Source organism: Schaalia radingae (assembly GCF_900106055.1).
Taxonomy (GTDB): Bacteria; Actinomycetota; Actinomycetes; order Actinomycetales; family Actinomycetaceae; genus Pauljensenia; species Pauljensenia radingae_A.
In genome coordinates this window covers 1,831,406-1,849,103 of sequence record NZ_LT629792.1, presented here as the reverse complement: position 1 = coordinate 1,849,103, position 17,698 = coordinate 1,831,406, and the positions used below count along the sequence as shown (strand labels likewise).

17 protein-coding genes and 4 tRNA genes are annotated in these 17,698 nt (G+C 60.1%); 16 read left to right on the top strand and 5 right to left on the bottom strand.

What is annotated here, in order from left to right:
• The first annotated feature begins 12 nt into the window (after positions 1-12).
• Positions 13-903 (top strand): M48 family metalloprotease, encoded by an 891-nt coding sequence (locus BLT69_RS08145; protein ID WP_070725378.1) that lies wholly within the window; start codon positions 13-15, stop codon positions 901-903.
• Between the two features lie 351 nt (positions 904-1,254).
• Here the strand turns inward: BLT69_RS08145 and BLT69_RS08140 are convergent, their stop codons facing one another.
• Positions 1,255-1,758 (bottom strand): YajQ family cyclic di-GMP-binding protein, encoded by a 504-nt coding sequence (locus BLT69_RS08140; RefSeq protein WP_092648793.1) that lies wholly within the window; start codon positions 1,756-1,758, stop codon positions 1,255-1,257.
• 137 nt (positions 1,759-1,895) lie between these two features.
• Here BLT69_RS08140 and BLT69_RS08135 point away from each other — a divergent pair.
• The 6 genes from BLT69_RS08135 to BLT69_RS08110 all read left to right on the top strand — a co-directional run bounded on the left by BLT69_RS08135 (position 1,896) and on the right by BLT69_RS08110 (position 5,099).
• Positions 1,896-1,977, top strand: a tRNA-Tyr gene (locus tag BLT69_RS08135).
• Positions 1,978-2,093: 116 nt separating this feature from the next.
• Positions 2,094-2,166: transfer RNA gene (locus tag BLT69_RS08130), tRNA-Thr, on the top strand.
• 33 nt (positions 2,167-2,199) lie between these two features.
• Positions 2,200-2,273 (top strand) — tRNA-Met (locus BLT69_RS08125).
• Positions 2,274-2,328: 55 nt separating this feature from the next.
• Positions 2,329-2,499, top strand: coding sequence for a 50S ribosomal protein L33 (gene rpmG / locus BLT69_RS08120; RefSeq protein WP_074026201.1), 171 nt, complete (start codon positions 2,329-2,331; stop codon positions 2,497-2,499).
• Positions 2,500-2,650: 151 nt separating this feature from the next.
• Positions 2,651-3,883, top strand: coding sequence for an MFS transporter (locus BLT69_RS08115; RefSeq protein ID WP_157886386.1), 1,233 nt, complete (start codon positions 2,651-2,653; stop codon positions 3,881-3,883).
• A gap of 1 nt (position 3,884) precedes the next feature.
• Positions 3,885-5,099 (top strand): UDP-N-acetylmuramate dehydrogenase, encoded by a 1,215-nt coding sequence (locus tag BLT69_RS08110; RefSeq protein ID WP_092648791.1) that lies wholly within the window; start codon positions 3,885-3,887, stop codon positions 5,097-5,099.
• On the opposite strand, the gene BLT69_RS08105 is transcribed toward BLT69_RS08110, so the two are convergent.
• From BLT69_RS08105 to BLT69_RS08090, 4 genes are all read right to left on the bottom strand, one after another.
• Complete coding sequence (locus tag BLT69_RS08105) at positions 5,096-6,076, bottom strand: esterase/lipase family protein (protein WP_058237185.1); 981 nt, start codon at positions 6,074-6,076, stop codon at positions 5,096-5,098. The two genes, BLT69_RS08110 and BLT69_RS08105, sit on opposite strands and share 4 nt — an antisense overlap.
• Position 6,077: 1 nt before the next feature.
• Positions 6,078-7,178, bottom strand: coding sequence for an adenosine deaminase (locus BLT69_RS08100; protein ID WP_092649136.1), 1,101 nt, complete (start codon positions 7,176-7,178; stop codon positions 6,078-6,080).
• Between the two features lie 25 nt (positions 7,179-7,203).
• Entirely contained in the window at positions 7,204-8,043 is an 840-nt protein-coding gene (locus BLT69_RS08095) for an alpha/beta hydrolase (RefSeq protein WP_058237184.1), read from the bottom strand.
• A 197-nt stretch (positions 8,044-8,240) separates the two neighbouring features.
• Positions 8,241-9,455, bottom strand: a complete 1,215-nt coding sequence (locus BLT69_RS08090) for a pyridoxal phosphate-dependent aminotransferase (RefSeq protein WP_092648790.1) — start codon at positions 9,453-9,455, stop codon at positions 8,241-8,243.
• A 204-nt stretch (positions 9,456-9,659) separates the two neighbouring features.
• Here BLT69_RS08090 and BLT69_RS08085 point away from each other — a divergent pair.
• The 9 genes from BLT69_RS08085 to BLT69_RS08045 all read left to right on the top strand — a co-directional run bounded on the left by BLT69_RS08085 (position 9,660) and on the right by BLT69_RS08045 (position 17,659).
• Positions 9,660-9,733: transfer RNA gene (locus tag BLT69_RS08085), tRNA-Trp, on the top strand.
• An 83-nt stretch (positions 9,734-9,816) separates the two neighbouring features.
• The gene (gene secE, locus BLT69_RS08080) at positions 9,817-10,113 is read left to right on the top strand and encodes a preprotein translocase subunit SecE (protein WP_058237861.1); all 297 of its coding nucleotides are present in this window, start codon (positions 9,817-9,819) and stop codon (positions 10,111-10,113) included.
• A gap of 100 nt (positions 10,114-10,213) precedes the next feature.
• A complete protein-coding gene (nusG, locus tag BLT69_RS08075; RefSeq protein ID WP_307876267.1) occupies positions 10,214-11,203 on the top strand; it encodes a transcription termination/antitermination protein NusG in 990 nt (329 codons plus the stop codon).
• A gap of 200 nt (positions 11,204-11,403) precedes the next feature.
• On the top strand, positions 11,404-11,835 hold the full coding sequence (gene rplK, locus BLT69_RS08070) for a 50S ribosomal protein L11 (protein ID WP_058237182.1): 432 nt from the start codon (positions 11,404-11,406) through the stop codon (positions 11,833-11,835).
• 74 nt (positions 11,836-11,909) lie between these two features.
• Complete coding sequence (gene rplA / locus BLT69_RS08065; protein WP_058237181.1) at positions 11,910-12,623, top strand: 50S ribosomal protein L1; 714 nt, start codon at positions 11,910-11,912, stop codon at positions 12,621-12,623.
• Positions 12,624-13,630: 1,007 nt separating this feature from the next.
• Positions 13,631-14,152: a 50S ribosomal protein L10 gene (gene rplJ / locus BLT69_RS08060; RefSeq protein ID WP_058237180.1), complete on the top strand. Its 522-nt coding sequence runs from the start codon at positions 13,631-13,633 to the stop codon at positions 14,150-14,152.
• 102 nt (positions 14,153-14,254) lie between these two features.
• Positions 14,255-14,641, top strand: a complete 387-nt coding sequence (gene rplL / locus BLT69_RS08055; RefSeq protein ID WP_092649134.1) for a 50S ribosomal protein L7/L12 — start codon at positions 14,255-14,257, stop codon at positions 14,639-14,641.
• Positions 14,642-14,896: 255 nt separating this feature from the next.
• Entirely contained in the window at positions 14,897-15,910 is a 1,014-nt protein-coding gene (gene rfbB / locus BLT69_RS08050) for a dTDP-glucose 4,6-dehydratase (RefSeq protein ID WP_092648789.1), read from the top strand.
• A 399-nt stretch (positions 15,911-16,309) separates the two neighbouring features.
• Entirely contained in the window at positions 16,310-17,659 is a 1,350-nt protein-coding gene (locus BLT69_RS08045; RefSeq protein ID WP_092648788.1) for a serine hydrolase domain-containing protein, read from the top strand.
• Positions 17,660-17,698 lie beyond the last annotated feature (39 nt).

Below are 17,698 nucleotides of genomic sequence, written 5' to 3'. Positions count from 1 at the left end.
GACACTAGAGATATGAAATCGCGTTCGCGTGTCGCGTCCAACACAGTGCGCACAATCCTTCTGTTTGCCGTCCTGTGGGCGGTGCTCCTCGGTATTGGTGCGATTTTGGCGCATACAACCGGGTCGATGGTGTGGCTGTGGGTGATGGGCGGCGTATCGCTGATCGGTACGTTCTTCACCTACTGGAACTCGGCGTCCTTGGCGCTGCGCCAGATGAATGCCGAGCCTATGGATCAAAGTCTGTATCCGGAGGTTTACCGCATTGTCGAGGATCTGAGCCGGCAGGCCGATCAGCCAATGCCGACACTGTGGATTGCGCCGACGATGGCGCCTAACGCGTTTGCAACGGGACGTAATCCGAAAAATGCTGCGGTGTGCGTGACCGCCGGTATCCTCGATCTGCTCAATGAGCGTGAGCTGCGCGGTGTAATCGGGCATGAACTGTCTCATGTGTACAACCGTGACATTCTGATTACTGCGATCGCCTCGTCCCTGGCGGGCATCATGGCAATCGCTGGGCGCTCTCTGCTGTGGATGGGAGGCTACAGCCGTCGTAACCGTGACGGTGGGGGAGCGGCCGGACTGATACTGTCACTGGTCGCCGCGATTGTTGCGCCGCTGATCGGCATGCTCATCCAGCTGGCGATTTCACGCACGCGTGAGTACGAGGCGGATCACGACGGCGCGATTTTGTCGCACGATCCCCTTGCTTTAGCGTCGGCGTTGAAGAAGCTTGAGGTGGGCACCAGCCGCGTGCCACTTGAGCGTACACCGGAGCACCAGGGAGCAGCCCAGATGATGATTGCGAATCCGTTCAGTGGGGAATCGGTGCGCTCGCTCATGTCCACGCACCCGCCGATGGAAGAGCGGATCCGCCGCTTGGAGGAACTGGCCGGCTATTAGGCCGAACATCGGCTCCTCTCTCATTTTCCCATCTGTCGATTAGGACGCGAATGCGAGCTCCCTGCGCACGCACTCTCTGATTTTCCCAACTGTCGATCAGAAGACGCCAGGCTGCACCTTCCCTGCCAGCCTTGTCAGGCTGATACGTGGGAAATCCCTATTTTCCTGCAGTTTTACCTTGCAGTGAGGGAAGCAATCAGTGCTCGCATAGGTGAAGCTGCCTCCAGGTTGACAGTTGGGGACAGGAGAGTGGGGTGCTTCAGATATGGGCGAGGACGCCCGCACTGCCTCCAGATCGACAGTTGGGGACAAGGCAGAGGGGGTGAAGGCCGCTATCTGACGGCGGTGATCCTACCGATAGTTCACGAACTGCAACGCGCAGTCGATCTTCTGGCCCGCTTCACCTCTGAGCAGTGCGATGACTTCCTGCAGGGAATCGCGCGACTTTGACGAAACGCGAACCTCATCTCCCTGGATCTGTGCCTTCACGCCCTTCGGGCCTTCGTCGCGAATCAGCTTCGTAATCTTCCTGGCATTGTCCTGGCTGATACCTTCGCGCAGGGGAACGACCATTCGATAGATTTTCCCGGACGGCTGAGGCTCACGATCCTTCAGATCCAGTGCCTTAAGTGAAACCTTGCGTTTGGTGAGCTTGGAGCGCAGCACGTCCACAATGGCTATCACGCGTTCGGGGGAGTTCGCTTCCATCACCACGGTATCGCCCGACAGCTCGATCGATGCGTCCACGTTACGGAAGTCGTAGCGTTGGGACACCTCCCTCGCCGCCTGATTGACAGCGTTATCCACTTCCTGGCGGTCGAGTTTGGAGACAATGTCGAATGATGAATCAGACATGGGAATCCCTTCCTATCAGCGTCTGGCTATGAGTGTGCTCGATATCTCGCATTTGAGCGGGTCAAAACCGGTGATCCGATTGGCGCTCACGCTTGTATTTTTGTTATTCTTTCACGGCACCGATGATTGGTGTCAATGGCGGGGTGCCCGAGCGGCCAAAGGGAGCTGACTGTAAATCAGCCGCGGAATGCTTCGGGGGTTCGAATCCCTCCCCCGCCACTGGACTGAATGCCACAAGTGCTTCGCTCTCGAGGTGCTCAGTTCTGCGACGTGAGGATGCTCTCAAGCCTGGAGATTGCTTCGAGCATGAGTGTCAGGCTAGAGTTTCTCTCGTTGCCCCGATAGCTCAGTCGGCAGAGCGTCTCCATGGTAAGGAGAAGGTCAAGGGTTCGATTCCCTTTCGGGGCTCTGGTTTGCGGCCTCGCAGTCGCGACCTACCACGGCGGGGTAGCTCAGCTGGTTAGAGCGCACGACTCATAATCGTGAGGTCGCGGGTTCGAGTCCCGCCCCCGCTACCGTGACCTCCCGGTCTCCGGCGATAATCTCAGAACCTCAAGTGAAGGAAAGATCGTGGCAAGCAAGTCTCAGGACGTTCGCCCCAAGATCACTCTGGCGTGCTCGGAGTGCAAGGAACGTAACTACATCACCAGGAAGAATCGTCGCAATACGCCTGACCGCCTCGAGCTGGCCAAGTATTGCCCGCGTTGCCGCAAGTCGACGACGCACCGCGAAACTCGGTGACGTTCCAGCGACGCCTCGCAACTGTCATGCCCCCGGAGCTGTTCAACAGCCCGGGGGTTTATGCACGCTGCGTTTCCGCCGCCCCGGCGCACTAGATAGCCACGCACGGCACTTATTCGATCGGCACAATATGGCCACAGGGAAGGCTGTCATGAGCCTGTCACGCAGAGATCTGCCCCAATCGCGGATACGTCGTGCCGTCATTGCTGACGCCGCTATGTTCTTTTTCATGGGCTTTGCCAGTTCCTCGTGGGTGTCTCGCTTGCCGGCAGTGCGTGATTCTCTGAACCTCAGCCCGACTCAGATCGGCGCAATGCTCCTCATCGGCTCTATCGGGTCACTGGTGGCGCTTCCCTCCTCAGGCCCGGTAGTCGGGGCGATTGGGCCGCGTATGAGCGGCCGCCTCGCGGGTGTGCTGTGGGCTGTGGGTATGGGCTGCGTGGTGGCATCTATCCACGTGGGGTCGCTCGATTTGTTGTCACTGAGCCTCATCTTCGTGTCGATGGGGATGTCGTTGACAGGGTCAACAATTAACACTGCAGGCGGACTAATCGAAGTCGCCCTCGGCCACCCAGTCCTGGACCGATTCCACGCGATGTTCTCGATCGGCACGGTCACCGGCGCCCTTTCAGGCGCCGCAATGGCGAGGGCGGCCGTCCATGTCACCCATCATCTGCTGGGAGTGATCGTCTTTGGCCTGACCTGCGTCGCAGTCGCAACCGCGTTCCTGCTCACCGAGGACGATGTGCTCGCCCAATCTGTGAGCGACGGCGCTCCCAAGCGTCGCCGGATATTTGGAAGCGGCGGATCAACGGCCCGTACGCGAAAGGCGTGGGGCGAAAAACGCACGCTGTTGATCGGCCTGATGGTGTTGTCCTCGGGATTGCTGGAGGGGTCAGCAAATAATTGGCTTGCACTGGCGATGGTTGATGGATACGACATGACGGCGGCGCAAGGCTCTGCGGTACTGTCCGGTTTCCTCGCCACGGTGGTGATCGTCAGGCTCAGCGCGGCGTGGCTGCGTCGGCACTGGCCACCTGATGTTTTATTGCGTGGCATGCTGATCGCCGCATGTCCCGGACTGATCCTGGTCGGTTTCGCACCCGTGTGGGGTATTGCGATGATTGGCGTGGTGTTGTGGGCATTCGGCGCCGCCCTGGTGTATCCCACCGGTGCTTCTGCCCTGTCCCACGACCCGTCGATGACAGCTGCGCGCCTGTCGGTGCTGTCCACCATCAATTACGGCGCATTCCTGATCGGTCCGCCTGTGCTCGGCTTGCTCGCCTCGCATATCGGGTACCACCGTGCTCTGACGTGTCTGATTGTTCCGGTTGCGGTTGGTGCGTGGCTGACACGCTACCTGCGCCCTGAGTCAGACAGCTAGGATGTCCTACGTGAGCGAACAGGGGAAGAACCGACCATCGATCAACGCCGAGGAGCATAGGCGCCCGCGCGCCCGTACGCATGCCCCCCGCCTGTCTGACATGACGACCTTTCGTGTCGGCGGTCCGGTGGCCACCCTCGTTGAGCCTTCCACTGAAGACGCCTTCATTGATGCGGTGCGCCGCGCCGACGATGAACACAGCCCTGACCGCCTCCTGATTTTGGGCGGCGGATCGAACATCCTGGCTGACGATGCACCGTTTGATGGAACGGTGATTCGTGACGCTCGCGCAAGCCTTGAAACAGATGTCACCTGGACCCCCTCGGAGCCATCCGCGCCGCAGAGCTCACCTGTCATCGTGACGGCTGCATCTGGCGTGGCGTGGGACGCCCTCGTCAATGAGAGTGTGAAGCGGGGGCTGTCGGGCCTGGAAGCACTGTCAGGAATCCCCGGAACGGTTGGGGCGGCACCTGTGCAGAACATCGGAGCGTACGGCGGCGAAGTTGCCCACACACTGCTCCACATAGGCGCGTGGGATCGCCTTGAGCAGCGCCGCGTCGAGTTGACCCACGATGACCTTGAGCTCGGCTATCGTTCATCCATTCTGAAGCAGTCGCGTCTGACACCTCGCATGGACGGCTCGCAGTGGGGGCCTACCGGGCGCTGGGTCGTCCTAGATGTCACGCTGCAGCTCACACGCTCACACATGTCTGCACCCGTCGCGTATTCCCAGCTCGCGCGCGCATTGGACGTTCCAATTGGACAGCAGGTCGAGACGAATCGCGTACGCAGCGAGGTCCTGCGCCTGCGTGCCTCCAAGGGCATGGTGATTGACGAGGGGGACCATGACACGTGGTCGGCCGGATCGTTCTTCACGAACCCGATTCTTGATGCCGATGAGGCGGAGCGGCTGTTGCCACCTGAGGCTCCGCGATTTGACGCTGGGCGGGGCCTGGTCAAGACATCGGCAGCGTGGCTGATCGACCGTGCGGGTTTTGGAAAAGGGTTTGCGCTGTCTGACGAGTGTGAACCGTGCGGTGGCCACAGTTCGGCGCGCGCTTCACTGTCCACTAAGCACGTCCTGGCGCTGACTAACCGAGGAGGAGCCTGCGCACAGGATATCCGTGATCTGGCGCGGGCGGTGCGCGCAGGGGTGAAGGGAAGTTTTGGCGTGACGCTTGTGCCAGAACCCGTTGTCCTGGGAGAGCAAATTTAACAGCGGTACGGCTCAGCCAGCTGGACCAATGTTCGTGCTGCTCCGCGCGATTCAAGCATCTGACCGTGACCGTAGATGGGCAAAATGACCCGGCGATGCGCGCCTGGAAGCGTAGTGGGAGGGACGTTCTCATCCCACGTCGCCTCAATCTGAGTGATCCGTGCGTTCAGGTCAGTGCGTGAGGCCAGGGGGCGAATGGCGGGGGAGCCGGGGGAGAGTTCACGCAAACTCGGGATCGGCAACAGGCGTGCGATCGGTGCTCCATCGAAGGGCGTCGCAAAGGTGATGAGGTGCCGAATACGCCATCCCTCGGGACCGGCCATGATCGCTTTGGCCACCAGTCCGCCTTTGGAATGCGAATAGAGCAGCACATGAGTGAGGTTTTCTCGCGCAAGGTAGCGCTCGGCCATCTGAGCAATCGTGTCAATCGGGCGGCGCATAGCGCGCACGCCTTCCAGGATTCGTGCGTCCCACCCGGCGTCGGCCAGCGCGCGCGCCCACGGGTCGAGATAGTGGCGCGACTCCCAGATGCCGGGAATCCCGATGGCGACTGGCCGCGCCGCGCAGTCAGGTGTTGCTGTGCTCGCGGCGAGCGTCGCAGGTGTGTGTGCGCTCGCGGCAGGCTGAGTGGACGTACCCGCGTCTGTGGCAGGCTGGGCGAGCGCGCTACTTGTTACGGTTATCGGCGAGGGTGACTGCGGGCCGGCCGATGGTGAGGCTGCCGAATCATCCGAACCGTTCTGACTGCCGGACGAATCACCGGCCGCCGAAAGCGTGTCGCATACGACAGATGTCATGAGCTGGAGGCGACGGCGCGCAGCGCCCACTAAATCGTTGGCAGCGACGGCCAGGCGCTGCGGAATTGGCGGTATCGTGACCCACGAAGGTACCTCTTGGCGCAACGTCTCCGCAGGGGCGAACCAGTGCCACAGCGGCCACTGCCGAACCGATTCAGCAGCATTCTCGTGTTCGTTCATCTCACGGCTCATTGGCCAACCACCGATCAATCTGCGCGTTCCAGATGCGCCTGCGGTCAAATGACACCAGGGAGGCGCGGATCGACTGACGGGCCAGTTCCGCAAGCTGCTCGTCGCTCAGACCGAAAACATCTCGAGCAGCCTCGTATTGAGCCAACAGGCGCGAGTGGAACAGCAACGGGTCGTCGGCGCTCAAGGCGATTGTGGCGCCGGCCGCCATCAAGTCAGGCAAAGGGACGTGCGCAATGTCTGGATACACCCCGAGGTGCACGTTAGACGTGGGACATACTTCCAACGCAATGCCGTCATCGACCAGGCGCTTGAGCAGGTCCGGATCCTCCGTGCTCCTGACACCGTGTCCCAGCCGGGTCGGGGAGAGCGCTGCCAGGACTTCACGCACCGATGAGGGTCCCAGCAGCTCGCCTCCATGCGGAACCGACGCAAGACCAGCGTCACGCGCAATGTTGAAGGCAGCACCGAACTGCGCGGTTGAGCCCACCCGCTCGTCGTTGGACAGACCGAATCCCACGACGGTGCCCGGCTCCCTGCCAGCGTACTGAGATGCCAGGCGGGCGAGGGTGCGTGCATCTAAGGGGTGGCGGATACGCGAGGCAGCGACCACGATGCTGACATCCACACCAGTTGCTTCGCTGGATGCGCGCGCCTCGTCCAGAATGATTTCGAGGGCGGGAGTGATGCCGCCAACCCACGGTGCATACGACGTGGGATCAACCTGCATTTCCAGATGCACAGAGCCTTCCGCCGCGTCATCCTCGGCAGCCTCACGCACGAGGCGGCGCATAACATCCTCGGTGCGAACTAACACGCGGGCTGCATCGTAGGCGCGCTGGAAGCGGAACCATCCGCGCGCATCTGCCGGGACCGTGAGCGGATCCATGTCCAGCAAATGAGGCGGCAGTCGGACGCCTTTTTCCACAGCGAGTTCGACCAGAGTGCGCGGTCGCATCGCGCCGGTGAAGTGCAGATGCAGCTGTGCCTTGGGCAATGTGGCCAGGGGCCGCCGGCCGGGGGGCGTGGGCGCCGCCTTCGTCAATATGGGCTGGTCACTGGGACTGGGTGAAGCAATCGGACGCAGCGGCATCGGCGGGGGCATGCTGTGAGAATGTTCAGGCATCAGCACCATTATCGGCAGCCGGCCGGCGCGCGTCCATCCACAAGGCGATATCCCGCATCAGGCCGGGACCTTCAGGCTCGTTCAGTACTTCGTGGTATGCGCCGTCGATGACGCGTAGGTGCGCGTCGGGGGTGTGCGTGCCCCATGCCAGTGACAGTCGAGCATTGCGCACGAATTCCTCTGACCCACTCGGGCGAGCAAGATGGTCATGTGAGCCGTGGATGACCAGGGTGGGCACGCTGAGTGAATCGGCTCGTGCGATCGTGTGGTCGCCCTGAACGCACATCGTCAGTGCAGTGATCAGCGGGACGGGTCCATGGAAATTGAGCGGATCGTTTTCGTAGTCGTCCACCACGTCAGGGTCGCGCGAGACGCCGCCCGCATCAAGCTTCGCTGTGGGCAATCCGGGGGCGACGCGAGCCAGTGTCAGCATGGAGCGAGCTACCTTGGCAGTGATCGGCGCGGCGGGACGAAATGCCGGACCGGTCAGCACCATGCCGGCAACATGATCCGGATCGATGAGGACAGATGCAGCGGTGATAATGCCGCCCATGGAATGACCCAACACAAATAGCTGCGACGTGCGCGAATTGGCGAGGGCGTCTGCGCGCGCTGCGCGGTGCTCTGTAATGAGACGGCCGACATCGACTTGAGCACGTGGACCATCTGCACTTCCGTGTCCGCTCAGATCGAATGTCACTGCGTCGTAGCCATCGTGATTGAGAGAATCGACGAGGCGCCTGTAGCGGCCTTGATGCTCGGCGTATCCGTGGCAGATCAAGACGGTGCCGTGAGGCTGGGGATCGGATGTGTGATGGGTGAACAACTGCATACCACTATTGTGCCTGTTAAAAGGCGCTGATGAGCGCTTATCAGCGCCAAAAGGGCAGAATTGGTGGTGCGACCGCAACAGCAAATGGTCAGGTGCGGGCATGCTGCAACCGAGATGGAATTCGCCGATGCTGAAGCAGAAACAACGCTCGCCGATGCTGAACCAGCGATCAGCCTCGCCCAGGCAGAAAGTGAGTCTTAGTCGCGGTCAGCCAGGAGCTTTTGAATACGGCCAACGCCTTCTGCCAGATCATCGTCGGAAAGCGCGTACGACAGGCGAATAAAGCCGCTGGGGCCAAAGGCCTCACCCGGCACTACCGCGACCTCAGCTTCCTTCAAGATGAAGTCGGCGAGTTCAGCGGACGTGGTGCACGTGGTGCCGCGAATGGAGGTGTTCAAGAGTCCCTCCACCGATGGGTACGCGTAGAAGGCGCCCTTCGGTGTGGGTACGGTCAATCCTTCGATTTCACTGAGCATGTCGATCATCGTGCGTCGGCGGCGGTCAAACGCCTGGCGCATACGCTCCACGTCCTCCAGGCCACCCTCGAGCGCGGTTTTGGCAGCCCACTGGGCAACGTTGTTGACGTTGGAGGTTAAGTGAGACTGGAAAGATGTGGCCGCCTTGACCATGTCCTGTGGGCCAACCATCCAGCCCACACGCCAGCCGGTCATCGCGTATGTCTTTGCGACGCCGTTAAGGACGAGGGTCTGGTCAGCCAGTTCGGGAACCAGCTTGACAACGTGAGCAGTCTGGGCGCCGTCGTACAGCAGGTGCTCGTAGATCTCATCAGTGATGACCCAGATACCGTGCTCCAGTGCCCACTGGCCGATTTGGCGAGTTTCTTCGGGTGTGTACACCGCGCCAGTCGGGTTCGAGGGGGAACAGTGCAGCAATGCGACAGTCTTATCGGTGCGCGCCTCTTCGAGCTGGTCAACGGTGACTTTGTAATCCTGGTCAGCACCGGCAAAAACGGGAACCGTGGTGCCTCCGGCAAGTTTGATGGCCTCGGGGTATGTCGTCCAGTAGGGGGTTGGCAGGAGAACTTCATCACCGGGATCGAGGACAGCTGCGAACGCCTCGAACACGGCCTGCTTGCCGCCGTTGGTGACCAGAATCTGGCTGGGGTCGACCTCGTAGCCCGAGTCGCGCAGCGTCTTGGCTGCGATTGCCTCGCGCAATTCCGGCAGACCTGAGGCTGGGCTGTAACGATGCATCCGAGGATCGTGGCAGGCTTTGGCGGCTGCTTCGACGATCTGGTTGGGGGTCGGAAAGTCAGGTTCGCCGGCGCCGAAACCAATGACGGGGACGCCCTGAGCCTTGAGAGCTTTCGCCTTGGCATCCACGGCTAAAGTCGCTGATGGTGTGATGGAACGAAGACGCGCTGAGGCGCGGTGAGCAGTTTGGTTCGACATGTCTCTATCGTTGCACGATTGGAGGCCGTGCGGAAGAAAATTCCTAGGAATGGACGCGCTATGATCAGGGGTGCTGGTGCGGACGGTGGAAGCCAAAAACACAGATCTGTGATTTTCTACATGCGGCGTGAAGTTGTACACTGGCGCGTTAACGCCCTAAACTAGCGGGGCGGGTCATGGGCGTCAGCCTGTGACAAGCGGTGAAGGGCAGTGGCGCAATTAGGTAGCGCACCGGTCTCCAAAACCGGCGGTTGTGGGTTCGATTCCCGCCTGCCCTGCTACATTGTAGATATCGGCCTACACGACAAGGAGAGGTTCTGTGAGCGACAGTCGCGCACTTGGCGGACCCGACAATGACGGTCTGCCCGACGTGCCGGACAAGCCGAGCGCTCCTGTGCGTCGTGACCGCACGAAGAGTGCACCGACTCCGAGCCGTGAGAAGTCGACGCATGAGGAAGGCGAAAAGCGTGGACTGTTCTCCCGCATTCGCCTGTTCATCAGCCAGGTCATCGCTGAGATGAAGAAGGTGACGTATCCGACTCGCAACGAAACATGGACGTACTTCGTTGTCGTGATCGTCTTCGTCACCGCTGTGATGGCATACACAGGACTTTTAGACCTGATATTCGGTAAGCTAAACGCATTGATATTCGGCTGAACCCGATTGACCCGCCGGCAGGAACCTGCAGGCGGGTTTCTTCTACGGTTCGTCAACCACTGCTGACAAGCCCACGCGCGTTGGCTCTGAAGGAGGACACGTGAGCGACCACATTGAAAACGCACCAGATGCGGATGAGACTACCGCTGTAAACGATACGCACGTCGACGCTGATTCTGCCCCTCAGTTCGTCTCTGCATCCGAATCTGTATCGGAGGGCAGCGGCGCGCAGAAAGCTGATGACGCCGAGACAGCTGATGGCGTCGAGACAGCTGACTCCACCCTCGCGCAGGAAGAAACTGCAGCTGTGATTGAGTCAGTTGCTGCCACCGAGCACGGTGGATCCGATGCTGATGCGGCTGTAGCTGAGGCGCCCGCTCATGATGAGGTGCCTGCTAAGGATCAGCCACCCTCGGAGATTGGCGACGCTGAAGCAAGCGAGCAGCCGGGCGATGCGGACACTGAATCCGCGGCTGACGAAATCGAAGACCCCATCGAAGTTCTGCGTGGCGAGCTGCGCCTTCTGCCAGGCGACTGGTACGTCATCCACACGTATTCCGGCCACGAGCGCAAGGTCAAGGCTAACCTTGAACAGCGCATCACCAGCCAGAACATGGAGGACTACATCTACCGCGTTGAGGTTCCCGACGAATATGTCATGGAATTCCGCGGCTCTCAGAAGAAGCGTGTGCGTCGTGTGCGCATCCCCGGATACGTCCTGGTGTGCATGGACTTCACTGACGCGTCATACCGAGTTGTCAAGGAAACGCCAGCCGTGACCGGCTTCGTTGGCGATCAGCACAATCCGATGCCTCTGTCTGAAGATGAGGTTGTCATGATGCTCACCCCGAACGTCATGGAAGAGGCCGCTCAGGAAAACAAGACTGGCCCGGCTCCGGTTCAGGAACTCAAGGTCAGCTACGAGGTGGGCGAAGTTGTCACAGTGGTGGACGGACCGTTCGAAACGATGAACGCCGTAATCTCCGAGATCATGCCCGAGACCCAGAAGCTGAAAGTTCTGGTCACGATTTTCGAGCGCGAAACGCCTCTGGAACTCAACTTCGATCAGGTTCAAAAGATCGACGACTAGTCGCCGCGGCGCAGGGGCGGACACGCCCGCCCAGGTGTTGCGCACAGCTTAGTGAGTGATGTCGCGCACGAGAACTTGGGATCAAGGTATCTGACGCGATATCATCGCTGTTTGTGCGTCTGCATTTGCGTGTAGGACGCGCAGGCGGATCGGCAACCGTCGGTTCGCTTCGAATCACCAATGAAAGACCCGTAACTTATATGGCACCAAAGAAGAAGGTCACCGGCCTGATCAAGCTGCAGATCCCTGCCGGTGCTGCAACTCCGGCTCCGCCAGTTGGCCCGGCACTGAGCCAGCACGGCGTGAACATCGTGGAGTTCACCAAGGCGTACAACGCTGCAACCGAATCTCAGCGCGGCAATATCGTCCCTGTTGAGATCACCGTCTATGAAGACCGTACGTTCACGTTCGTTCTCAAGACGCCTCCGGCTGCACAGATGATCAAGAAGGCGGCTGGCGTGGACAAGGGCTCACCGACGCCTCACACCACCAAGGTGGCAAACCTGACCAAAGATCAGGTTCGCGAGATCGCTGAGACCAAGATGCAGGACCTCAACGCCAACGACATCGAAGCCGCGATCAAGATCATTGCCGGCACCGCCCGTTCCATGGGCATCACCGTCAGCGACTGATACGTCACCAAACCAATCTTTGTGGAAGGGCAAGCGCTTGCCCGAACACACCACACCTGCAAGGAGATAGCAGAATGACAAAGCGCTCGAAGAGCTACCGGGCCGCCGCGGAGAAGATCCACGCCGGTGAGGTATACGAACCTCTTGAAGCCATGAAACTGGCAAAAGAAACCACTGTCACCAAGTTTGACGCCACCGTTGAGGTGATGTTCCGACTGGGTGTCGATCCCCGTAAAGCAGACCAGATGGTCCGCGGAACCGTTTCCCTGCCGCACGGCACTGGCAAGACCTCACGGGTCTTGGTCTTCGCTGTGGGCCCGCGCGCGCAGGAAGCGATCGACGCCGGAGCTGACGAGGTCGGCGGCGACGAACTGATTGAGAAGGTCCAGAAGGGCTACACCGATTTTGATGTGGCCGTCGCAACCCCTGACATGATGGGCAAGGTTGGCCGTCTGGGTCGCGTCCTCGGTCCTCGTGGCCTCATGCCGAACCCGAAGACCGGAACGGTCACGATGGAAGTTGGCAAGGCTGTCAAGGAGATCAAGGGTGGCCGTATCGAGTTCCGTGTGGACAAGCACGCGAACCTGGCGTTCATCATCGGCAAGGCATCCTTCACTGCTGAGCAGCTGACGGAAAACTACGCCGCTGCCCTCGATGAAGTCCTGCGTCTGAAGCCGTCCTCCTCCAAGGGTCGCTACATCACGAAGGCCACCGTTTCAACGACGATGGGCCCTGGCATCCCGTTGGATCCGACCAAGACGCGCGATCTGCTCGGCACTGACGACTGATTGTTCGATGCCTGACGGCATTGATTCTCGGTGCTTCGGCGATCGGTTGCAGAGATGACCGGTTGGGTTGATGACCAGGCGGATTGATGCCTGAGCGATCCTCGACGAGGGTGCCGCAGCGCCCGCGTCACGTCGCAATCTTGATAAATGGGGGTGGGTTCGCACGCGTGTGCGAACCCACCCCCATTGTGTGCCGTCATCGATGAGCCCTGTCTTGAATGCGCGGCCCCTTTCTAGCACGCCGTCTCCAGCGCATGGCATTTTGACCTGAGCCGACTTCAGCACATGGCGACTCTCTAGTGGAACGTCTTCGTTGCGTGCCACCTTTTCCGCGTCCGGTCTCATCCGCATTTCGTCTTACTCTCGGCAGCCCCCTTTTCCCGAAGCCCACCCACCCCTACCAATCCCAACTGTCGATCTCGATGGACCAAGAAGGCGGGCTGGATTACTGGCTTTCAACACTGACGAACGTTTTCACTGGTCAGAGAGTGTTATTCGCGGAAGGTGTGGGCCTCCCTCGTCAATTAGGACGATAACGGGAGCTCCAGATCGACAGTTGGGGATTAATGCGGACAGGATGAGGGGGAGGGGGAAGATGAGGGAAGGCGGAGAGGAAGGCTGAGGAGCAGGTCGAGAGCAGGCCAAGAGGGATGCCGAGGGGAGCTAAGAGAGCGAGCGGGAGAACGGCGAGAAAAAGCGAGAGGAGAACACGTGGGAATGTGCAGGATGCCAGAGGCATAAGGGCGGGAATAAATAGCGGCACACAAACGTGCTTTGTTGCACACAGCGCACAGTAGAGGCCGCACATCGATCTTGGTATAGTGGAACAGCCAAAGACCGTCGGACATCTACTGACAGTAGATCGAAGCGCAAGAGCGACCGACGCAGGAAACGTGACTTGAACAGCTCCCTTGCGGAAACCTGGACAAGCGTGGTGCAAGCCCGACACGAACCTGCGTGTCGGGCTTTTTCGTGGGTACGGCGGCTGACTTTTCGGAAGGAGGACCATGGCGAGGTCTGACAAGGAGGCAGTTGTCGCCGAGCTGACGGAGAAGTTCCGCAACTCGGATGCCGTGCTGCTGACTGAGTATCGCGGTCTGACCGTTGCACAGCTCAAGGAGCTGCGTCGCGGTTTGGGCAATGACGTGAGCTACGCCGTGGTGAAGAACACGCTGGCACGGCTGGCGGCCCGCGAAGTCGGATTCGATTTCCTCGAGGACGACCTGAAGGGCCCGACAGCTATTGCATTCGTCAGCGGTGAGCCGGTTGAGGCCGCCAAGACGCTGCGTGATTTTGCCAAGGATAACCCGGCGCTGGTTTTGAAGTCTGGCGCTATGGATGGTGTCGCACTCGATGCTGACGCCGTCAAGAAGCTTGCTGATCTGGAATCCCGCGAGGTCCTGCTGGCCAAGGCTGCAGGTGCCCTCAAGGCGAAGCTCTCCCAGGCTGCGTACGCATTCAATGCACTGCCCACCAAGGCTGTGCGCACAATCGATGCTCTTCGCGACAAGCAGGAGCAAGCGGCCTGACGCGACAGGCCCCGGGTTACTGGCCTCACCGCCATGCACCCGGACTCATTTACACAACGTAATCTGCTCGCGTAGCAGGCCAAACAAGGAAGGATGCCACTCATGGCTAAGCTCTCCGCAGATGAGCTCATCGAAGCTTTCAAGGAAATGACCCTGATCGAGCTGTCCGATTTCGTCAAGCAGTTCGAAGAGGTCTTCGACGTTGAGGCTGCCGCACCGGCCGCCGCCGTTGTTGCAGCACCAGCCGCTGCCGGTGAAGAAGCAGCAGCTGAGGAAAAGACCGAGTTCGAGGTTGTCCTCGAAGCAGCCGGCGACAAGAAGGTTGCCGTTATCAAGGCTGTCAAGTCCCTCACCGGCCTCGGCCTGAAGGACGCCAAGGGCCTGGTTGACGGCGCACCGTCGGCCATCTTCGAGAACGCTTCCAAGGAAGACGCCGAGAAGGCCAAGGCAGAGATCGAAGAGGCTGGCGGCACCGTCACCCTCAAGTGATTTCACTTGAAACTCTCGCGCTAGCTTAAGCGCATATCAAGTTGTCGCGGTTCAGCATCAGCTGGGCCGCGACACTTGTATATGGGCGGTGTGGCCACTGTGCGAAGTGTGGGCAGGCGATGACGCGCGAGCCCCGCAACCGTGATGTCTGCACGCTAGCCGCCCGGCCGCGATGTCTGCACGCGAATGCCGCGCCCCGCTGCTCCGAGTGGGAGTGCTTTCCGTGTGACAATTGACGAGGGGAAAGGAGGATCCATGTCGGACACCATGAACTCCCTGCTGGTCACCGGTGGCTGCGGTTTCGTCGGCAGTAACTTTGTGCGATTCGCACTCGAACGCGATCCTCATATTCGCATCACGGTGCTCGACAAGTTGACCTATGCCGCGAACCGGCACAATCTTGATGGTTTGCCGCCCGGCAGAGTCGCCCTCGTCGTTGGGGATATCTGTGACGAGGAGCTGGTTGAATCCCTGGTCGCTGACCACGAGGCCGTCGTGAACTTTGCCGCCGAAAGCCACAATGACAAATCGATTGCTGACCCCGAGCCTTTCATCCACACTAACATTTCAGGCACCTACAGACTGCTGGAGGCATGCCGGCACCATGAGCGGCGCTTTCATCACGTCAGCACCGACGAAGTGTACGGCGACCTGGCTCTCGATGATTCCATGCGATTCACTGAAGAATCACCTGTGAAGCCGTCAAGCCCTTACAGCGCCAGCAAAGCCTCGTCTGACCTGCTGGCATGCGCGTGGTTTCGCACCTTCGGTGTCCGGGTGACGATTTCGAACAGCTCGAACAACTACGGACCATATCAACACATTGAGAAATTCATTCCTCGACAGATCACGAACATTTTGACCGGCCGGCGCGCCAAGCTGTACGGCGATGGACGAAACGTTCGCGACTGGATCCATGTCGACGACCATTCGGCGGCCGTTTGGCAGATCCTGTGTCGCGGCATACCCGGAGAAACATACCTGATTTCCGCCGAAGGGGAGCGTTCCAACTGTGACGTTTTACGCTCGATCTTGCGCCTCATGGGCAGGGACGAGGATGACTTCGACTGGGTCGGGGATCGGCCCGGCCATGATCGCCGATACGCGCTGGATGCGAGCAAACTGCGCCGGGATCTTGGGTGGGAGCCGGAAAAGAGGGATTTTGAAGCGGGGCTGGCTGAGGTGATCGCCTGGTATCGCTCACATGAATCGTGGTGGCGTGACGGCAAGGATGTCATTGAAGATCAGTACGCGCGCTGGGGGCACTGAAGATCTCGCCGTCTGCATCCTCGCTGTGTGGGGGCAGGATGTGTACTGGGGCACCAAGCCGCGACTGGTGCGTCGTGTAATTGCAGGTATGCGGGTTTTCTGTGCTCCCGAAGCTCTCGGCAAAGGCGGCAGCTTCAACTCCGCCCTCCATTCCATTCCCCAACTGTCGATCTCACTTCGTTTGCAGACACGCCGTATATGCTCGCGAGCTTCTGACCTGCAAAAGGAGCGGAGTCTGCTCGGCAATAGGTCACTCAGACCCGTTGAAATCGACAGATGGGGGACGAGGGGTGTGAGGGAGCGAAGGGCGGTATGCGGATCGGCCCGTGCGGCGGTAGCGGTGGCAGCGGCGGTGAACCTGCGGGAAACTGACAGTGCAAGCGCGCAAAGGAGAGTGCCATGAATACGGAAATGAACAGCCGGACAGATGCAGCCGCACGTGACATCGACGCGGATGAGCCGCGCCGCGCCGGAGAGGTGCACGGCTGGGTCGACGAACGATTCGAGTCGGTCAAGACTCTTTTCGCACGCATGCTCCAGCGCGATCCCACCTACTCTGCTCAGGTGTGCGCCTACGTCAACGGTGACAAGATCGTTGACTTATGGGGCGGCGGTCTCATGGATGGGCAGACGGTTACAGGGTTTTTCTCGGCAACAAAAGGTGCTTCCGCACTGACCTTGGCGCGCTTGGTTGACTCAGGTGACTTGGATCTTGAGCAGCGAGTTGCGTATTACTGGCCGGAGTTTGCCGCCTGTGGCAAAGACCAGATTACAGTCAGTCAAATGCTGTCCCATCAGGCGGGACTGCTTGGCGAAGAATCGATGCGTTTGATGGATGTGCCCTATGACTCGCGCGGGATGGCGGCAAAGTTGGCAGCCATGTCACCGCTGTGGCGCCCGGGCACGGCGTTTGGCTACCACGGCCGCACGATCGGACCGCTGATGGAGGAACTTTTCCGTCGAGTCGCCGGTGAGGACCTGCAAACCCATTACGAGCGTGAGGTTCGTGCCCCACGTGACATTGACTTCTATATCGGCTTTCCTGAATCGGAAGATGATCGCTACGAACCCATCCTGCCGTCTCTTCCCTTCGAGAAAGCCCTGGCGGAACGTGACAAGCGTGGCGAACGGGTTCCGGGAACGGCCGCTCTGTCCGACGATCCTGGCGCCGGGCCTGTCAGCGCTGATGAGCTTGCGGCAGCGGTAGGCCAGTGCGAGCTCGGAGATTCGCTTGGCGCGCTGTCCGCACTCGGTGGCGGCGTCATTGAGCCAGACAACACACCCACACCGAACCACCGCCATATTCGTGCCGCCGGCGTTGCGTCGACAGGTGGGGTCGGTTCCGCTCGCGGCCTGGCTCGCCTGTACGCAGCAGCTGTCACCGGTCTCAACGACTGTTCTGCTTCACGAATTGACGAGGGAAACCCACGCCATGATCTGTCTGAGCCGTTCTTAACGCCTGACACGGTGAAACTAATGGGAACGCAGCAGGTGTTCGGGATGGATCGAGTGCTGCAAAACGTCATGTGTTTTGCTCGGGTGTTTCAAAAGCCCAATGGTATGTTCCCGTTTGGCTCCTATCAGGCTATCGGGCACGACGGTGCGGGCGGAGCGTTGGGCTTTGCTGATCCGTTCTACGGCTTGGCATTCGGATACAATGTGCGCCGCATGAACGAGCCTGGCGGACTGGACCCGAAGTCAGTGCTGCTGTCTGCTTGTATTCGCGACATCCTTGGCGGCGGCCGGTAGGGCCTGGTGTCTGCTGGCTCGCGTGTATTGAGCACCTGG

Coding starts and splice junctions, on each gene's coding strand:
- BLT69_RS08145 (WP_070725378.1), top strand. CDS start 13: ATGAAATCGCGTTCGCGTGTCGCGTCCAACACAGTGCGCACAATCCTT.
- BLT69_RS08140 (WP_092648793.1), bottom strand. CDS start 1,758: ATGTCTGATTCATCATTCGACATTGTCTCCAAACTCGACCGCCAGGAA.
- BLT69_RS08115 (WP_157886386.1), top strand. CDS start 2,651: ATGAGCCTGTCACGCAGAGATCTGCCCCAATCGCGGATACGTCGTGCC.
- BLT69_RS08110 (WP_092648791.1), top strand. CDS start 3,885: ATGTCCTACGTGAGCGAACAGGGGAAGAACCGACCATCGATCAACGCC.
- BLT69_RS08105 (WP_058237185.1), bottom strand. CDS start 6,076: ATGAACGAACACGAGAATGCTGCTGAATCGGTTCGGCAGTGGCCGCTG.
- BLT69_RS08100 (WP_092649136.1), bottom strand. CDS start 7,178: ATGCCGCTGCGTCCGATTGCTTCACCCAGTCCCAGTGACCAGCCCATA.
- BLT69_RS08095 (WP_058237184.1), bottom strand. CDS start 8,043: ATGCAGTTGTTCACCCATCACACATCCGATCCCCAGCCTCACGGCACC.
- BLT69_RS08090 (WP_092648790.1), bottom strand. CDS start 9,455: ATGTCGAACCAAACTGCTCACCGCGCCTCAGCGCGTCTTCGTTCCATC.
- rplK (WP_058237182.1), top strand. CDS start 11,404: ATGGCACCAAAGAAGAAGGTCACCGGCCTGATCAAGCTGCAGATCCCT.
- rplA (WP_058237181.1), top strand. CDS start 11,910: ATGACAAAGCGCTCGAAGAGCTACCGGGCCGCCGCGGAGAAGATCCAC.
- rplJ (WP_058237180.1), top strand. CDS start 13,631: ATGGCGAGGTCTGACAAGGAGGCAGTTGTCGCCGAGCTGACGGAGAAG.
- rplL (WP_092649134.1), top strand. CDS start 14,255: ATGGCTAAGCTCTCCGCAGATGAGCTCATCGAAGCTTTCAAGGAAATG.
- rfbB (WP_092648789.1), top strand. CDS start 14,897: ATGTCGGACACCATGAACTCCCTGCTGGTCACCGGTGGCTGCGGTTTC.
- BLT69_RS08045 (WP_092648788.1), top strand. CDS start 16,310: ATGAATACGGAAATGAACAGCCGGACAGATGCAGCCGCACGTGACATC.